This is a genomic window from Streptomyces sp. NPDC001292 (genome assembly GCF_042896465.1).
GTDB lineage: Bacteria > Actinomycetota > Actinomycetes > Streptomycetales > Streptomycetaceae > Streptomyces.
This window is the reverse complement of sequence record NZ_JBIAXG010000013.1, coordinates 50,514-66,995: the sequence shown is the minus strand read 5'-3', so window position 1 is coordinate 66,995 and position 16,482 is coordinate 50,514. Positions and strand designations below refer to the sequence as shown.

The 16,482-nt window shown below is 72.0% G+C and carries 14 protein-coding genes and 1 pseudogene; 13 read left to right on the top strand and 2 right to left on the bottom strand.

Annotation, left to right across the window (positions count from 1 at the left end; all coding sequences use genetic code 11):
• Positions 1 to 105: 105 nt before the first annotated feature.
• Positions 106 to 497: pseudogene (locus tag ACFY4A_RS16390) on the bottom strand (ThuA domain-containing protein); the annotation flags it as partial.
• A 92-nt stretch (positions 498 to 589) separates the two neighbouring features.
• Positions 590 to 1,759: a YihY/virulence factor BrkB family protein gene (locus ACFY4A_RS16385; RefSeq protein ID WP_390830108.1), complete on the bottom strand. Its 1,170-nt coding sequence runs from the start codon at positions 1,757 to 1,759 to the stop codon at positions 590 to 592.
• A 142-nt stretch (positions 1,760 to 1,901) separates the two neighbouring features.
• Between ACFY4A_RS16385 and ACFY4A_RS16380 the strand changes: the two genes are divergently transcribed.
• The 13 genes from ACFY4A_RS16380 (at position 1,902) to ACFY4A_RS16320 (ending at position 16,477) form a co-directional block, all read left to right on the top strand.
• Positions 1,902 to 3,566: an acyl-CoA dehydrogenase family protein gene (locus ACFY4A_RS16380; protein ID WP_390830107.1), complete on the top strand. Its 1,665-nt coding sequence runs from the start codon at positions 1,902 to 1,904 to the stop codon at positions 3,564 to 3,566.
• Positions 3,567 to 3,845: 279 nt separating this feature from the next.
• The gene (locus ACFY4A_RS16375; RefSeq protein WP_390830106.1) at positions 3,846 to 5,165 is read left to right on the top strand and encodes a GAF domain-containing protein; all 1,320 of its coding nucleotides are present in this window, start codon (positions 3,846 to 3,848) and stop codon (positions 5,163 to 5,165) included.
• A gap of 215 nt (positions 5,166 to 5,380) precedes the next feature.
• Entirely contained in the window at positions 5,381 to 6,718 is a 1,338-nt protein-coding gene (locus ACFY4A_RS16370) for a hypothetical protein (RefSeq protein WP_390830105.1), read from the top strand.
• Between the two features lie 100 nt (positions 6,719 to 6,818).
• Entirely contained in the window at positions 6,819 to 7,391 is a 573-nt protein-coding gene (locus ACFY4A_RS16365; RefSeq protein ID WP_390830104.1) for a GNAT family N-acetyltransferase, read from the top strand.
• Between the two features lie 379 nt (positions 7,392 to 7,770).
• Positions 7,771 to 9,462: a nitrite/sulfite reductase gene (locus tag ACFY4A_RS16360; RefSeq protein WP_390830103.1), complete on the top strand. Its 1,692-nt coding sequence runs from the start codon at positions 7,771 to 7,773 to the stop codon at positions 9,460 to 9,462.
• On the top strand, positions 9,459 to 9,680 hold the full coding sequence (locus ACFY4A_RS16355; protein ID WP_390830102.1) for a hypothetical protein: 222 nt from the start codon (positions 9,459 to 9,461) through the stop codon (positions 9,678 to 9,680). The genes ACFY4A_RS16360 and ACFY4A_RS16355 overlap by 4 nt, the downstream gene beginning before the upstream one ends.
• The gene (locus ACFY4A_RS16350) at positions 9,677 to 10,387 is read left to right on the top strand and encodes a phosphoadenylyl-sulfate reductase (RefSeq protein WP_390830101.1); all 711 of its coding nucleotides are present in this window, start codon (positions 9,677 to 9,679) and stop codon (positions 10,385 to 10,387) included. The genes ACFY4A_RS16355 and ACFY4A_RS16350 overlap by 4 nt, the downstream gene beginning before the upstream one ends.
• A gap of 2 nt (positions 10,388 to 10,389) precedes the next feature.
• Positions 10,390 to 10,971: an adenylyl-sulfate kinase gene (cysC, locus tag ACFY4A_RS16345; protein WP_390830100.1), complete on the top strand. Its 582-nt coding sequence runs from the start codon at positions 10,390 to 10,392 to the stop codon at positions 10,969 to 10,971.
• Positions 10,968 to 11,912 carry a sulfate adenylyltransferase subunit CysD gene (gene cysD, locus ACFY4A_RS16340; RefSeq protein WP_390830099.1) on the top strand — a complete coding sequence of 315 codons (945 nt, stop codon included), beginning with the start codon at positions 10,968 to 10,970 and terminating at the stop codon, positions 11,910 to 11,912. Before cysC ends, cysD begins: the two co-directional genes overlap by 4 nt.
• A gap of 169 nt (positions 11,913 to 12,081) precedes the next feature.
• Entirely contained in the window at positions 12,082 to 13,410 is a 1,329-nt protein-coding gene (locus tag ACFY4A_RS16335; RefSeq protein WP_390830098.1) for a sulfate adenylyltransferase subunit 1, read from the top strand.
• Positions 13,411 to 13,635: 225 nt separating this feature from the next.
• Positions 13,636 to 14,784: an aliphatic sulfonate ABC transporter substrate-binding protein gene (locus tag ACFY4A_RS16330; RefSeq protein WP_390830097.1), complete on the top strand. Its 1,149-nt coding sequence runs from the start codon at positions 13,636 to 13,638 to the stop codon at positions 14,782 to 14,784.
• Positions 14,785 to 14,820: 36 nt separating this feature from the next.
• The gene (locus ACFY4A_RS16325; RefSeq protein ID WP_390830096.1) at positions 14,821 to 15,600 is read left to right on the top strand and encodes an ABC transporter ATP-binding protein; all 780 of its coding nucleotides are present in this window, start codon (positions 14,821 to 14,823) and stop codon (positions 15,598 to 15,600) included.
• Positions 15,587 to 16,477 carry an ABC transporter permease gene (locus ACFY4A_RS16320; RefSeq protein ID WP_390830095.1) on the top strand — a complete coding sequence of 297 codons (891 nt, stop codon included), beginning with the start codon at positions 15,587 to 15,589 and terminating at the stop codon, positions 16,475 to 16,477. The genes ACFY4A_RS16325 and ACFY4A_RS16320 overlap by 14 nt, the downstream gene beginning before the upstream one ends.
• Positions 16,478 to 16,482: the final 5 nt, after the last annotated feature.

Below are 16,482 nucleotides of genomic sequence, written 5' to 3'. Positions count from 1 at the left end.
CGGTGGCGGCGCGGAGCGTCGCCGGATCGTTCCGGCGGAGCCGGATTCGGAGGTCGGACGTTTCGAGCCCACCAGCCAGGTGTGCTCCAGCGGCACGAGCGCGATCCACGGGGTGGGGGATGAGCGGGGAAGGTTGTCGCGGTCCTCGACCAGGACCCCGCCCGGCTGGTACTCCGGGTGCCGGGCGAACCGGGCGCCGAGCAGTTCGCCGTAGTACGGCAAGTCTCCGTACAGGCCGCCGCCTGCACACCGACGAACCCGCCGCCCCGCTCGACGCAGGCCGCGAGGCGCTCGCGGCCGGCCGGGGTGAGCACCTCGCCGCCGCTGGAGAGGAAGACGACGGCGGCGTACCGCTCCAGGGGCCTGGCGAGGGGCTCGGGGTCCTCGGTGTGCTCGACCTCGAAGCCGTCGAGGGCGCGCAGCGCGGCGACCGCGTCCGGGATGGAGTCGTGGCGGTGGTCGGCGGTGCGGGTGTGGACGAGGAGTCGGCGGTCCATGGCGGACGACCCTACGCCGCCGGGCTCGCGCGGGAGGTCGCGGAAGGCCCCGGGCCGCCAGGCCGCACCGGGCGGCGCGGACCGGTGTCCGGTCACTCTTTCGACGAGCCGTTCTGGTCGTCCTTGTGCGGGCTGCGCGCGTGAGTGGTCTTCACATGGGCGCGCAGCCGTGCCGTCACGTCCTCCGGGGGCAGGAAGCGCGACCACCGCTCGGGGAACTCCGCGGGCATGTCGGGATCCTCCGGGTCGTCGGGCTCGTGCTCGCGGGTCGCGGCGGCGCGGGCGACGTACTCGACGATCTGCGCCTCGCGCACCCGCTCGTTGGCGGCACGGGCGGAGGCCGTGGCGGCGGCCGGCCAGACCCGGTCGATGGCGGCGTTGACCGCCGCCCCGACGAGCACGGCGAACGCGGACACACCGATCCACAGCAGCACGGCGACCGGCGCGGCCAGTGAGCCGTAGATGGTCGGGCCCTCCACGGTGCTGGTGAGGTAGATGCGCAGCAGGAAGCTGCACACCACCCACATCGCGAGGGCGACCAGGGCGCCGGGCACGTCCTCGATCCACGCGGAGCGCACCGGCACGGACACGTGGTACAGCGTGGTCAGGAACATCACGGACAGCACGATCACGACCGGCCAGTACAGGACCTGGACGACCGTCGTCGACCACGGCACGATCCGCACCACCGCGTCCGGCCCGGCCACCATCAACGGCAGCGCGATCGAACCGATCAGCAGGGCCACGACGAACAGCCCGAAGGCCAGCAGCCGGGTCTTGACGATGCCGCGCACGCCGTCGAGGCCGTACATGACGGTGATGGTGTCGATGAAGACGTTCACCGCGCGCGAGCCCGACCACAGGGCGAACACGAACCCGATGGAGATCACGTCGGGCCGGCCGCCCTTCATGACGTCCCGCAGGATCGGCTGGGTGATCTCTTTGACTCCCTGGTCGGACAGGACCGTGCGGGAGGCGTCCAGGATGTTGCGCTCCAGGCTGGCGATGGTGTGCGCGCCGGTCCAGGTGTCGACGTAGAAGAGCAGTCCGATCAGGCTCAGCAGCAGGGGCGGCACGGACAGCAGGGAGAAGAACGCCGCCTCGGCCGCCAGCCCCAGGATCCGGTACTCCATGCACGAGTCGACGGTGTCCTTCAGCAGCAGCCAGGCGGTCCTGCGTTTGGATACGTTCCGGTAGAGGGCTCGTGCCCGGTGGAGGCGGCCGGACGGCCTTTCGGGGGATTCGCTGGCTGACTGCTGCACGACCCAAAGGTATCTCCGTCGGCCCCGCTCCCTTCACCCGCCGGGGGCGACCACCAGGCAGGACACCCCCGCCGGCCCGGCAGGCACGATGCCGGGCGGCCGCGTGATGCCCGGCGCCGTACCGCGGGGTAGGTTCCGTCTTATGGCACCCAGCACGCACAGCGTGACCAACCAGCCGCCGCCGCTGGTCGGCTACGACGTCTTCGCCGCCGATCGCGCCCTGGCCGAGGCGGTCGGACGGCACGTGGAGGCGGGGCTGCTCGACGAGGTGCGCGCGGAGCTGACGACGCTCGGGCAGGCCGCGGGCTCGGCCCAGGTGCAGGAGTGGGGGGCCCAGGCCAACGAGAACCCGCCGAGGCTGCGCACCCACGACCGCTACGGCCACCGCGTCGACGAGGTCGAGTTCCACCCGGCCTGGCACCGGCTCCTCGGCAAGGGCGTCTCGGCCGGGCTGACGGCGGCCTGGAACCGTCCGGCCGGGCATGTGCGGCGGGCGGCCGCGTTCCTGGTGTGGACACAGGTCGAGGCCGGCACCTGCTGCCCGCTGTCGATGACCCACGCGGCCGTGCCCGCGCTGCGCACCGACCCCGAGCTCGCCGCCGAGTGGGAGCCGCGGCTGACGTCCGTGATCTACGAGCGCGAACTGCGGCCCGCGCACCTGAAGGCCGGGGCGCTGTTCGGGATGGGCATGACCGAGAAGCAGGGCGGCAGCGACGTACGGGCGGCCACCACCGCGGCCAGGCCGCTCGCCGAGGACGGCGCCTACGAGCTGACCGGGCACAAGTGGTTCTGCTCGGCGCCGATGTCGGACGGGTTCCTGGTGCTCGCCCAGGCCCCTGGAGGTACCTCCCGTGCCGAAGGCGACGGGGGAGGGCTGACCTGCTTCCTGGTGCCGCGGGTGCTGCCGGACGGCACGCGCAACGAGTTCCTGATCCAGCGCCTGAAGGACAAGCTGGGCAACCGGTCGAACGCCTCCGCCGAGGTCGAGTTCGACGGGACCTGGGCGCGCCGGGTCGGCGAGGAGGGGCGGGGGGTGCGCACCATCATCGAGATGGTCGCGGCGACCCGGCTGGACTGCGTGCTCGGGTCGGCGGGGCTGATGCGGCAGGCGGTGGCGCAGGCGGTGCACCACTGCGCGCACCGGGAGGCGTTCGGCGGCAGGCTCCTCGACAAGCCGCTGATGCGCAACGTGCTGGCCGACCTCGCGCTGGAGTCGGAGGCGGCGACAACGCTCGCGCTGCGCCTGGCGGCCGCCTACGACGACGGGGGCGAGCAGGAGAGGGCCCTGCTGCGGATCGCGGTGCCGGCCGCCAAGTACTGGGTCACCAAGCGGTGCGCGCCGCTGACCGTGGAGGCCTCCGAGTGCCTGGGCGGCAACGGGTACGTGGAGGAGTCCGGGATGCCCCGTCTGGTGCGCGAGTCGCCGCTCAACTCGATCTGGGAGGGCGCCGGGAACGTACAGGCGCTGGACGTGCTGCGGGCGCTGACGCGGGAGCCGCAGGCGCTCGACGCCTATCTGCGGGAGGTGGGCCTGGCGCGCGGCGCCGACCACCGCCTGGACGCGGCGATCAAGCAGCTGCTCACCGAACTCGCCGATCTGGAGGGCGTCGAGGCCCGAGCCCGGCGGCTGACCGAACGGCTGGCGCTGGTGCTCCAGGGGGCCCTGCTCGTACGGTACGCCCCGCCGGACGTCGCCGACGCGTTCTGCGCCTCGCGGCTGGGCGGCGAGTGGGGAGCGGCCTTCGGGGCGCTGCCGCACACCCTGAACCTGGCGGCGGTGGTGGAACGGGCGCGCCCCGCGCACTGACGCGGGGGTGGTGCTGCGCCGACACGGCACCACCCCCGCTCCTCTGGCCCGTTCCAGGCCGTATACGCCGCACACGGCGACGTTGAACAAGTTTCAATGAACTCAGGGTTGTTCACCAGGGTTGCAAGGGGTTGCAACTCGCGCGCCCGTGTGAGCGGAGGGCGGGTCTCCGGCGCGGACGGGCGGCAGGGTGAACGGGGCAGCCGGAAGGGGAGCGGCGGCATGGCCCGGGCGCCCCGGGGAATCCGGTTGCCCGGACCCCTTTCACGGGAGGACTCAGTGGCCAAGGCGCCGGTGGACGTGGCGCAGCTCGTCGCCGTCGATCCGGCGCAGGCGGCACGGGTGCTCAGCGAGACACGCTCGGCGACGCTCGCCGGGCAGCGTGCCCGGGTGGCACCGCGCCCGCTGATCGGGCAGTCCTGGGAGCGGCTGCTGCGCAGCGGTCTGGACCCCGAGCAGGACGCCGGTTCGGGGCTGTTGCCCCGCGACGAGGTGCGGCGGCGCCGGGAGGCGTCCCCGCTGCGGCATGTGCTGCCGGTGCTGTGGGAGGGGCTGCTGCCGGCCTCGGACGTCGCCCCCCACATCGTCGTGGTCGCCGACGCGGAGGGCCGGGTGCTGTGGCGGGAGGGCAGTGCGCAGGTGCTGTGCCGGGCCGACGGGATCGGTCTGGAAGTCGGTGCCGACTGGCGGGAGGACGCCGTCGGCACCAACGGGGTGGGCACGGCGGTGGTGCTGCGCCGGCCCGTACAGGTCTTCGCCTCCGAGCACTTCGTGCGCGCGCACACCTCGTGGACCTCTGCCGGCGCGCCCGTCACCGATCCTCGTGACGGCCGGCTCCTCGGCGTGGTGAACGTCAGCGGACCGCTGGAGACCATGCATCCGGCCACGCTGGCCTGGGTCGGCTCGGTGGCGAAACTGGCCGAGGCGAGGCTGCGGGAGCTGCATCTGGCCTCGCTGGAGCGGCTGCGGGCGGTCGCGGCGCCGGTGCTGGCCCGGCTGGACGGCCGGGCGGTGGTGGTGGACGCGGACGGCTGGACGGCGGCGGTGACCGGAATGCCGTACACGGCGCGGATCCCGCTGCCCAAGTCCCGCTCACCGGGCCCCGGGTGGCTGCCGGTGATCGGTCCGTGCTTCCTGGAGCCGCTGGCGGACGGCTGGTTGGTACGGGCCGGTGAGGAACCTGCCCCGCACGACGGCGCCCGGATCGTGCTGGACCTGACCCGGCCGCGCCGCTGGTCGGTGACCGTCCTGGGCGGCGGTGGCTCCTGGACCCACGAACTGAGTCCGCGCCACGCCGAATTGCTCTACCTGCTCGCGGTGCACCGCTCCGGCCGCAGCGCCTCGCAGCTGGCCGAGGCCGTGTTCGGCGATCCGGCCCGCAAGGTGACCGTCCGCGCCGAGATGTCGCGGGTACGGCGTTATCTGGGCCCTTTCCTGGAGCACCGCCCCTACCGCTTCCGCGAGAACACCGACGTCGAACTGCTCCTCCCGGACGACCCGGCCGACCTCCTCCCCCACTCGGCGGCCGGCGGTACGAGCGGCACCGGCGGTACCCGGGGAGCGCGTCATCACCGTGCCGTGAGTGACGCGGGTGGGTGACCTGTGTGGTCCCGTCAGGTCAACGTTTCGGTCCCCGGGTGGCATCTTCCGCATATTTGCAGGGTCTTCGACTTGTCGCGGGCCGGACTGCCGTAGCATCGCCCGAGGGTCGCCCCAGCCGCTCCTCGGTCAACGCTCGGACCTCCCGAAGCAGTTGGCCCGTGTGCGCGGAACCGGCGCCCCGTAGGCGGACCGAGCCCTGAAAAGGGGGCTGTATGAAGCAGCGCGGCAGACACCGCAGGCGCAGACGGGGCAGGGCGCTGCGCGCCGTCCTGGCCGGGGCCGGCCTCGCGCTGACCGCGGCCGCCACCATGATCAGCACCTCGCAGGCCACGGTCGCCGACGACCCCGGGGCCCTGAAGCCGCTCACCTCGTCCGCCGAGCTCGGCCGTCTGCGGCTGACCGAGCAGCCGGTGCCGCAGCGGACCCTCGACCGGCTCGCCGCGGCGATGGGCCGGCCGGTCGGAGTCGGCACGGTGCTCAGCGGCGCCGACCGTTCGCTGCGCGGCGCGGCCGAGTGCAGCGCCGAGGAGAAGAAGGCGCTGCCCGTCGAGCCGGCGGCGACGCGCGCGTACTGCTGGGACCCCGCGGATTCCGCCACCCGCCTGTGGCGGCCTGAGTCGGTGACCACCTCCGGGGACGCCGAGGACGGCGGCCGGTGGGGCGCCCACCGGGTGATCCTCTCCGGCTGGACGCACGACGGCGGCGACGGCCGCGGTCTGGCCCGGGTGGCCTTCGTCAACGCCGACGACCCCGGCCACCTCACCTACACCTGGGCGCTGCTCGCCGTCCCGGTCGACGGCGGACGCGACTTCCGCGGGCTCGTCTCGAGCGTGTCGGGAATGGTCTGGTACCGGGACAAGCTGCTGGTCACCACCTCCGGCGGCGAGCGCGACGCGCTCTACGTCTACGACCTGCGCCGCATCCACCGCGCCACGGTCGACGGCGAAGCGGTGGGCCGGGTGGCGGGCGGCTGGTCGGCGCACGGCTACCGGTGGGTGCTGCCCGCGGTCGCCTCCTACCGCCCGGCCGACGGCAACTGCGTCCGGGCGGCCGGCGCGGACCTCTCCGCGCTGCCCTGCCCGGACGGCCTCTCCCTGGACCGCAGCTCCGGGCCGGCCAGCCTCGTCGCGAGCCAGGCCGCGCCCACGGACGGCGGCCGCCGCACGCGCCTGTGGCGCTACTCCTTCAGCGGAGCCCCCGGTCGCTCCGGTCTGCTGGCCACCGACTCCGGCGGCAGCGTGACCTCGGACGAGGCCTACGGGACGAAGGCGGACGACGTCCGGGGCGTCCTGTCACACCGCCCGGGCCCGTCCGCGCCGCCGGACTGGTACCTGGGCCGCCCAGCGGACGAGGGCACCCACGGCACGCTGTGGCGACAGGACCAGCGCGGCGCGAAGGCCGCCGAGTGCGGCTCCGAGGACACCCACCGCTGCTGGGGCGACGGCACCGGGTCCCTGTCCTACTGGCAGGAGACCGGCGAGGTCTGGTCCCTGTCGGGCCGGATGCTGTTCGCGCTGCCGCTGTCCGCGGTCGAACGGGGGCTGCGGTAGGCCGTCGGTCGGGAGCCGCGCCGGGCCGGCGGGCACGTCCCGAGTGAGACCCCGCACTCCCGATCGACACGGGCCCGGCGCGGATGATTCCCTGACCGGCATGACGAGCATCGCCGTGACCACCTGGTCCCTGGAGCAGACCTCGCCGACCGATCTCCTGCCGGCCGCCGTGCCCGAGGGGGACGTACGGGTCGTCCGGTCCGAGGTTCCCTCCCCCGAGTTCAGCCGGTTCCTGTACGCCTCCGTCGGTGGCGACATCCGCTGGACGGACCGGCTGGGCTGGACGTACGCGCGGTGGCGGGAGTACCTGGAGCGTCCGGGTGTCGAGACGTGGGTGGCGTACGACCGCGGCACGCCGGCCGGTTACGTCGAGCTGGAGGCGCAGGACGAGGGCGTCGTGGAGATCGTCTACTTCGGGCTGATCGAGGCCTTCCGCGGCCGGCGGATCGGCGGCCACCTGCTGTCCTGCGGCACCGCCCGCGCCTGGGACCTGGCCGACCGCTGGCCCGGGCGGACGCCGACGAAGCGGGTGTGGCTGCACACGTGCAGCAAGGACGGCGAATACGCGATGGACAACTACCAGCGCCGTGGCTTCGAACTCTTCGACACCAAGGTCGAGGAGGAACCGGCGGTGGCCGCTCCGGGCCCCTGGCCGGGGGCGTACCCGGACTGACCTGCGGGTGCGCGCACGATCGCGGCCGATGCGCCGGACGACACCCCTGTCCTGAATCCCGGGACAGGGGTGTCCGCATGCCGGACGAAGCTGGACGCTGTCCAGATCGCCGTGCCAGGCTTTCGCCATGTCTGGAACTGGAATCGCCTTGGTGAGCCGACGACACGTCGACCACGGCCGCATGTCCAGCGCCATCTGTCCGGCGAGCTGACCCCGCCCGCTGTGGCCTGACGGCCACCGGTCCGGCACCACCGGTTTTCCCGCTTCTCCTGCTTTACCCCGCCCTGCGCACGGACGCGCACGCCTGCGCGTCTGCCCATGCGCCTGCAACCGCGCAGGTCAGAGCCGCATTCCCGCTGTCCCGAAGGACGTATCGACCATGGCCGCCTCCCCGCAGAACCCCACCGCGCCCCGCCGCAAGGTGAGCCGTCACCGCGGCGAGGGGCAGTGGGCCGTGGGGCACCTGACCCCGCTCAACGGCAACGAACAGTTCAAGAAGGACGACGACGGTCTCAATGTGCGGACACGCATTGAGACGATCTACTCCAAGCGCGGTTTCGACTCGATCGACCCCAGCGACCTGCGCGGCCGGATGCGCTGGTGGGGGCTGTACACCCAGCGCAAGCCCGGCATCGACGGCGGCAAGACCGCGATCCTGGAGCCGGAGGAGCTGGACGACCGCTACTTCATGATGCGCGTGCGCATCGACGGCGGCCGGCTGACCACCCGTCAGCTGAGGGTCATCGGTGAGGTCTCGCAGGAGTTCGCGCGCGGCACCGCCGACATCACCGACCGGCAGAACATCCAGTACCACTGGATCCGGATCGAGGACGTGCCGGAGATCTGGAACCGCCTGGAGGCCGTCGGCCTGTCCACGGTCACCGCCTGCGGCGACACCCCGCGCGTGATGATCGGCTCCCCCGTCGCCGGCATCGCCGAGGACGAGATCATCGACGCCACCCCCGCGCTGGAGGAGATGCAGCGCCGCGTCCTGGGCAACAAGGCGTACTCGAACCTCCCCCGGAAGTTCAAGACGGCCATCTCCGGCTCCCCGCTCCTTGACGTGGTCCACGAGATCAACGACGTCGCGTTCGTGGGCGTGCGCCATCCCGAGCACGGGCCCGGCTTCGACCTGTGGGTCGGGGGCGGCCTGTCCACCAACCCCAAGCTGGGCGTGCGGCTGGGCGCCTGGGTGCCGCTGGAGGAGGTCCCGGACGTCTACGAGGGCGTCCTGTCGATCTTCCGTGACTACGGCTACCGGCGGCTGCGCAACCGGGCCCGGCTGAAGTTCCTGGTCGCCGACTGGGGCGCGGAGAAGTTCCGCCAGGTGCTGGAGGACGAGTACCTGAAGCGCGAACTCGTCGACGGGCCCGCCCCCGAGCAGCCCGTCCAGCAGTGGCGCGACCACGTCGGGGTGCACCGGCAGCGGGACGGCCGTCACTACGTCGGTTTCGCCCCGCGGGTCGGCCGCGTCGACGGCGCCACCCTGACGAAGATCGCCGAACTGGCCGAGGCGCACGGCTCGGGACGGGTCCGCACCACCGTCGAGCAGAAGATGATCATCCTGGACGTCGAGGAGGGCCAGGTCGACTCGCTGGTCGCCGGTCTGGAGGCCCTGGACCTCACCGCCCGGCCGTCCTCGTTCCGGCGCGGCACCATGGCCTGCACCGGCATCGAGTTCTGCAAGCTCGCCATCGTCGAGACCAAGGCGCGCGGCGCCCAGCTGATCGACGAACTCGAGCGCCGCCTGCCGGACTTCGACGAGCCGATCACCATCAACCTCAACGGCTGCCCCAACGCCTGCGCCCGCATCCAGGTGGCGGACATCGGTCTCAAGGGCCAGTTGGTGGTCGACGACCGGGGCGAGCAGGTCGAGGGCTACCAGGTGCACCTGGGCGGCGCGCTCGGCCTGGAGCCCGGCTTCGGCCGCAAGGTGCGCGGACTGAAGGTGACGGCGCGGGAGCTGCCCGACTACATCGAGCGGGTCCTGACCCGCTACCAGGAGCAGCGCGAGGACGGCGAGCGGTTCGCCGCCTGGACCGCCCGGGCGTCCGAGGAGGAGCTGTCATGAGCGAGCGGGCCGCCCCCTTCTACTGCCCGTACTGCGGCGAGGAGGACCTCCGTCCCAGCGAGGAGGGATGGGGGTCCCCCCTGCACGAGCGAAGCCGAGAGGTCGGGGGAGGCGCCTGGGAGTGCGCGGGATGCAACCGGGCCTTCCGGCTGAAGTTCCTCGGGCTGCTCGCCCGGGGCGTTCGGCGAGCCGGCCACGAAGGGGACGATCTCACATGACGCCCACTCAGGAAGGAGAAAGCCAGGGCGAGTTGAAGGCGCTGGCCGAACAGGCGGGCCGCGACCTGGAGGACGCCTCCGCGCTGGAGATCCTCCAGTGGGCGGCCGACACCTTCGGCCGCGGGTTCTGCGTCACCTCGTCCATGGAGGACGCGGTGGTCGCACACCTCGCCTCCCGCGCGATGCCGGGCGTGGACGTGGTGTTCCTCGACACCGGCTACCACTTCCCGGAGACCATCGGCACCCGCGACGCGGTCGAGGCCGTGATGGACGTCCACGTCATCACCCTCACCCCGGAGCAGACGGTCGCCGAGCAGGACGCCGAGTACGGCCCGAAGCTGCACGACCGCGATCCGGACCTGTGCTGCCGGCTGCGAAAGGTGCGCCCGCTGGAGGAGGGCCTGAAGGGCTACACGGCGTGGGCCACCGGGCTGCGCCGCGACGAGTCCCCGACCCGGGCGAACACCCCGGTCGTCGGCTGGGACGAGAAGCGGCGGAAGGTCAAGATCTCCCCGATCGCCCGCTGGACGCAGGACGACGTGGACGCCTACATCGCCGAACACGGCGTCCTGTCCAACCCGTTGCTGATGGACGGCTACGGCTCCGTGGGCTGCGCGCCCTGCACCCGGCGCCTGCTGGAGGGCGAGGACGCGCGCGCCGGCCGCTGGGCGGGCAGCGCCAAGACCGAGTGCGGACTGCACGGCTGACCATGACCGTGCTTTCCACGACCGCTTCCACACACAGGGAGACACACGTGACGACCGGAGCCACCGTCTGGCTCACGGGTCTGCCGAGCGCCGGCAAGACCACCATCGCGCACGAACTGGCCGGACGGCTGAGTGCGGAGGGCCATCGCGTCGAGGTGCTCGACGGCGACGAGATCCGCGAGTTCCTCTCCGCGGGCCTCGGCTTCAGCCGCACGGACCGGCACACCAACGTGCGGCGCATCGGCTTCGTCGCCGAACTGCTCGCCCGCAACGGCGTCAAGGCGCTGGTCCCGGTGATCGCGCCGTACGCCGACAGCCGTGACGCGGTGCGCGAGTGGCACGCGAAGAACGGCACGGCGTACCTGGAGGTGCACGTCGCCACCCCGGTCGAGGTGTGCTCCGTACGCGATGTGAAGGGTCTGTACGCCAAGCAGGCCGCGGGCGAACTGACGGGACTGACCGGCGTCGACGACCCCTACGAGGAGCCCCGGTCGCCGGACCTGCGCATCGAGTCGCAGCACCAGACGGTCCGGGAGTCGGCGGCTTTTGTGCACGCGCTGCTCACTGAAAGGGGACTGGCATGACGACCGTCGCCAGGGCCAGGTCGGGCGACGAGGGCACCGGCAGCCCGTACGCCCTCTCCCACCTGGACGCGCTCGAGTCCGAGGCGGTGCACATCTTCCGCGAGGTGGCGGGCGAGTTCGAGAACCCGGTGATCCTGTTCTCCGGGGGCAAGGACTCCATCGTCATGCTGCACCTGGCGCTGAAGGCGTTCAGGCCCGCCGCGGTCCCCTTCTCGCTGCTGCACGTGGACACCGGGCACAACTTCCCCGAGGTCCTCGACTACCGCGACCGCACGGTGGCCGGGCACGGCCTGCGGCTGCACGTCGCCTCCGTGCAGGACTACATCGACCGGGGCGTCCTCAAGGAACGCCCGGACGGAACCCGCAACCCGCTCCAGACCCTCCCGCTGACCGAGAAGATCCAGTCCGAGCGGTTCGACGCGGTCTTCGGCGGCGGCCGCCGCGACGAGGAGAAGGCCCGCGCCAAGGAGCGGGTGTTCTCGCTGCGGGACGAGTTCTCCCAGTGGGACCCGCGCCGTCAGCGGCCCGAGCTGTGGAACCTCTACAACGGCCGGCACGCGCCCGGCGAGCACGTCCGGGTGTTCCCGCTGTCCAACTGGACCGAGCTGGACGTGTGGCAGTACATCGCCCGCGAGGGCATCGAACTGCCCGGGATCTACTACGCCCACACACGCGAGGTCTTCCGGCGCAGCGGCATGTGGCTGACCGCCGGCGACTGGGGCGGCCCCAAGGACGGCGAGACCGTGGAGAAGCGGCTCGTGCGCTACCGCACCGTCGGCGACATGTCGTGCACCGGCGCCGTCGAATCCGACGCCGACACCATCGAGAAGGTGATCACCGAGATCGCCGCCTCGCGCCTCACCGAGAGAGGTGCGACGCGAGCCGACGACAAGCTCTCCGAGGCGGCCATGGAAGACCGCAAGAGAGAGGGGTACTTCTAGATCGGTCTCTTTCGTCGTCCGAAGACCACGAAATCCGGCGATCACTCACCGGGCTTCCTGCTAACAGCCGACAGCCCCCGGGACGAACCCGAGCCGAGGTCTTACACCAGCTCCACAGGCCGAAACCGCCGACCCGGCGGCCGCCACGGAAGTAGCAAAGGGATTACGCATGATGCCAGCCGAGCAGCTCTCGGCCACGACCCTGCTGCGGTTCGCCACCGCCGGCTCCGTCGACGACGGAAAGTCCACCCTGGTGGGCCGGCTGCTGCACGACTCCAAGTCGGTGCTCGCCGACCAGCTGGAGGCCGTGGAACGCGCCTCCGCGAGCCGCGGCCAGCAGGCCCCGGACCTCGCGCTGCTGACGGACGGGCTGCGCGCCGAGCGCGAGCAGGGCATCACCATCGACGTGGCCTACCGCTACTTCGCCACCCCGCGCCGCCGGTTCATCCTCGCGGACACGCCGGGCCATGTGCAGTACACGCGGAACATGGTCACCGGCGCGTCCACCGCCGAACTGACGGTGATCCTGGTGGACGCCCGCAACGGCGTGGTGGAGCAGACCCGCCGGCACGCGGCGATCGCCGCGCTGCTGCGGGTGCCGCACGTGGTCCTGGCCGTGAACAAGATGGACCTGGTCGACTACCGGGAGTCCGTGTTCGCCGCGATCGCCGAGGAGTTCACGGCGTACGCCACCGAACTGGGCGTCCCGGAGGTCACCGCCGTCCCGATCTCGGCGCTGGCCGGCGACAACGTGGTGGAGCCGTCGGCGACCATGGACTGGTACGGCGGCCCGACCGTCCTGGAACACCTGGAGACGGTCCCGGTCAGCCACGACCTGGCGCACTGCCACGCGCGGCTGCCCGTGCAGTACGTGATCCGGCCGCAGACCGCCGAGCACCCGGACTACCGCGGCTACGCCGGCCAGATCGCCGCCGGCAGCTTCCGGGCCGGCGACGAGGTCACGGTACTGCCGTCCGGCCGCACCACCCGGATCTCCGGCATCGACCTGCTCGGTGAGCCGGTCGACGTGGCCTGGACGACGCAGTCGGTGACGGTCCTGCTCCAGGACGACATCGACGTCTCGCGCGGCGACCTGATCGTGCCCAGCAAGGACGCGCCCGCCACCACCCAGGACGTGGAGGCGACCGTCTGCCATGTCGCCGACCAGCCGCTGACGGTCGGCCACCGGGTGCTGCTCAAGCACGGCACCCGCACGGTCAAGGCGATCGTCAAGGACATCCCGTCCCGGCTCACCCTGGACGACCTGTCCCTGCACCCGCACCCCGGGCGGCTCGTCGCCAACGACATCGGCCGGGTGAAGATCCGCACCGCCGAGCCGCTGCCGGTCGACTCCTACGCCGACTCCCGCCGCACCGGCTCGTTCATCCTGATCGACCCCGGCGACGGCACCACGCTCACCGCGGGGATGGTCGGCGAGTCGTTCGCCTCGCCGGCACCGGTCAAGGACGCGGCGGACGAGGACGGCTGGGACTTCTGACCATGAACTCCCCGGACTTCTACTCGACGTTCGCCAAGGAGGGCGGCCGGGTCGGCAGCGGCGCCCTCGGCAGCGGACAGGGCGGAGTGGCCCGATGTGCTCGCTGACGTACGCGCACTGCCCGCGCGCCCTCACCTCCCACCCCCCGCGTAGACGAAGACCTGCCGACCTCCCGGCCACGACCTGACGGACGTGACCGCCGGGCCTGCGAGAGGACAGCCTCCCGTGCCTGCCAACCTTCCCCCGTTCCGCATCCGCCCGACCGGGGGAACCCCCGCGCCCGTACTCCGCCGCGGCCTCGCCGTGGTCGCCGCCCTGCCCCTGCTCGCGCTCGCCGCCTGCGGCTACGGCTCCCAGGCCGACGACGCCGGCGCCCGGCAGAAGGTGGCCGCCGGGGCCGAGAAGACCGACGGTCTCGACTCGGTCAGGATCGGCTACTTCGGCAATCTGACGCACGCGACCGCGCTGGTCGGGGTGCAGAAGGGCTTCTTCCAGAAGGAACTGGGCGCCACGGTCGTCAAGCCGTCGGTCTTCAACGCCGGGCCGTCCGAGATCGAGGCCCTCAACTCCGGCTCCGTCGACATCGGCTGGATCGGCCCGTCCCCGGCGATCAACGGCTACACCAAGTCGGACGGCAAGAGCCTGCGCATCATCGGCGGTTCGGCCTCCGGCGGGGTCAAGCTCGTCGTCGACCCGGCGAAGATCAAGTCCCTCAAGGACGTCAAGGGCAAGAGGATCGCGACCCCGCAGCTGGGCAACACGCAGGACGTGGCGTTCCTCAACTGGATCGCGGAGCAGGGCTGGAAGGTCGACGCGCTCAGCGGCAAGGGCGACGTCTCGGTCGTCCGCACCGACAACAAGATCACCCCGGACGCCTACAAGTCCGGCTCCGTCGACGGCGCCTGGGTGCCGGAGCCGACCGCGTCGAAGCTGGTCGCCGAGGGTGCCAAGGTGCTGCTGGACGAGGCGTCTCTGTGGCCCGACAAGAAGTTCGTGATCACGAACATCATCGTGTCGCAGAAGTTCCTCAAGGAGCACCCGAAGGCCGTCGAGGCGGTGCTGAAGGCCTCCGTGGAGACCAACAAGTGGATCAACGCCCACCCGGACGAGGCGAAGGCCGCGGCGAACAAGCAGCTGGGGATCGACTCCGGCAAGGAGCTGCCGGCGAACGTCCTGGACCCGGCGTGGAAGTCCATCCAGATCACCGACGACCCGCTGGCCTCGACCCTCGACGCCGAGGCGCGGCACGCGGTCAAGGCGGGCCTGCTGCAGAGCCCGAAGCTGGCCGGCATCTACGACCTCGCCCCGCTGAACAAGGTCCTGAAGGCCGTGGGTGAGCCGACCGTCAGCGACGCCGGTCTCGGCGCCGAGTAGAGCCCGTACCCGAAGAGTTCCCAGGAGGTGACGACCATGGCCACGACCCTCGCCAGGGCCGCCGAGACCGTAGAGCACGCGGCCCGCCTCGAGAACGTCTCGAAGTCCTTCGCGGCACCGGGCGGGCGGCAGCTCGTACTGGACGGCATCAGCCTCGATGTCGCTCCGGGCGAGTTCGTCACCCTCCTGGGGGCCTCGGGCTGCGGCAAGTCCACCCTGCTGAACCTGGTGGCAGGGCTGGACCAGCCGACGGCCGGGTCCATCACGACGGACGGCCGCCCCGCCCTGATGTTCCAGGAGCACGCCCTCTTCCCCTGGCTGACCGCGGGCAAGAACATCGAGCTCGCCCTCCGGCTGCGGGGGGTGGCCAAGCCGGAGCGGCGCGGCCGGGCCGAGGAGCTGCTCGAACTCGTCCGGCTGAAGGGCGCGTACAGCAAGCGCGTCCACGAGCTGTCCGGCGGGATGCGCCAGCGCGTGGCGATGGCCCGCGCGCTGGCCCAGGAGAGCAACCTGCTGCTGATGGACGAGCCGTTCGCGGCGCTGGACGCCATCACCCGCGACGTCCTGCACGACGAGCTGACCCGGATCTGGCAGCAGACCGGGGTGTCGGTGCTGTTCGTCACTCACAACGTGCGCGAGGCGGTGCGGCTGGCTCAGCGCGTGGTGCTGCTGTCCTCACGCCCGGGCCGGGTGGCCCGTGAGTGGACGGTGGACATTCCGCAGCCGCGCCGCATCGAGGACGCACCCGTGGCGGAACTGTCCCTGGAGATCACCGAAGTCCTGCGTGGGGAGATCCGCCGACATGGCCAGCACTGAGACGAAGACGGCGCGGGGCGCCGAACTGGCCGACGTGGAGGCCGGTCTGGACGCCCTGGAGGCCACGACGGCCGGCCGAGCGCCGCTGCGCCAGACCCTGGTCAACAAGGTCCTGCCACCGGTCGTGGCGATCGCGGTGGTCCTGTTGGTCTGGCAGGCGCTGATCTCCCTGAAGGTGGTCGACGACCCGAGCAGACTGCCCTCGCCCGCCGACGTGGGCGGCGAGTTCAAGGACGCCTGGTTGCAGGGCAAGCTGCTGGGCTTCATCTGGACGTCCGTCTCGCGCGGCCTGCTGGGCTTCCTGTTCGCGCTGGCCGTCGGCACCCCGCTGGGCCTGCTGGTGGCCCGGGTGAAGTTCGTGCGCGCGGCCATCGGCCCGGTCCTGTCCGGTCTCCAGTCACTGCCGTCGGTGGCGTGGGTGCCGCCGGCGGTGATCTGGCTGGGCCTGAACAACTCGATGATGTACGCCGTGATCCTGCTCGGCGCGGTCCCGTCCATCGCCAACGGCCTGGTGTCCGGCATCGACCAGGTGCCGCCGCTGTTCCTGCGGGCGGGCCGCACGATGGGCGCGACGGGTGTGCGGGGCGCCCGGCACATCGTCCTGCCTGCCGCGCTGCCCGGCTATCTGGCCGGTCTGAAGCAGGGCTGGGCGTTCTCCTGGCGCTCGCTGATGGCGGCGGAGATCATCGCCTCCTCGCCCGACCTCGGCATCGGCCTGGGCGCGCTGCTGGAGAACGGCCGCAACGCGAGCTCCATGGCCATGGTGTTCGAGGCCATCATCCTGATCCTGTTCGTCGGCATCGCCATCGACCTGCTGATCTTCAGTCCCCTGGAGCGGTGGGTGCTGCGCAGCCGCGGTCTTCTCGTGAAGAGCTGAACGCC